Source organism: Candidatus Symbiopectobacterium sp. NZEC135 (genome assembly GCF_025962695.1).
In genome coordinates, this window is record NZ_JAGFPF010001012.1 from 1 (window position 1) to 779 (window position 779).

The 779-nt window shown below is 53.8% G+C and carries 1 protein-coding gene; it reads right to left on the reverse strand.

The window, feature by feature from the left end:
* Positions 1 to 196: 196 nt before the first annotated feature.
* Positions 197 to 779: LPD38 domain-containing protein (locus J5224_RS32110; RefSeq protein ID WP_319802530.1), on the reverse strand; the 583-nt coding region annotated here is incomplete at its 5' end.

Consider the following 779-nt stretch of genomic DNA (forward strand, 5'->3'; position numbering starts at 1 on the left):
CACTCGTATACCTGATACGGTTGGCCCAACATGGAACGGTAGTGGCAATAGGCGAATACCGTGATTTTTCTCCCATGATTCGCAACTAACGTATTAGCTTGCTAAAATTGAACACAGGTTTCCTTTGTTTTTTCAAAGGTGTAGAAAGCCCCGGGTGTTTGCAGCACGCTGGGGCTTTCGCTTTTTAAGTTAGGGATTAATCGAAGTACGGATGCACGCGCTCCACAGCCTGCTGATACAGCTTATTGCGCTGCCCCATCATGCGATCGATACGCTCGCGTTTTTCCTGCGCATTCAGCGTGCGGTCAATACGCACCATCTCGATACGGTCATTTAACTGGCGGATCGCCTTCTGGGTTCGTGTCAGCGCCTGGCGTTTGGACAGTAACCCGCGGTTGTCTTCTTGTAGCGCACGCGCATCGGCACTACGCCCCTGCTCTCGGTAAGCATTAATCGTGCGGCTAATCTGGTTGGCCTGGCTCACCATGCGATAGAAATCGTCCGCGAACTGGGTGGACTTGGCCGGATCAGCGCCGCGCAGAAAGGATTTAATCACCGGCAGTTCATCCAGTCGTAACGTGGGCGTTTCCCCTGCATCGGTGAATTGTCGCGCCACAATGTTACCGGCACCCAGCACGTAAGCGCCCAACGTACCGGTGTAACCCTGAACGATATGATCGAGCATCTTCGGCGACAGCCCGGTTGCTTGCCCAATTCCGCGCATTAACAAACTGGTCTGATCGTAGTAGCGCGCTTCAGCAATCAGGTTGCTGTCCGCC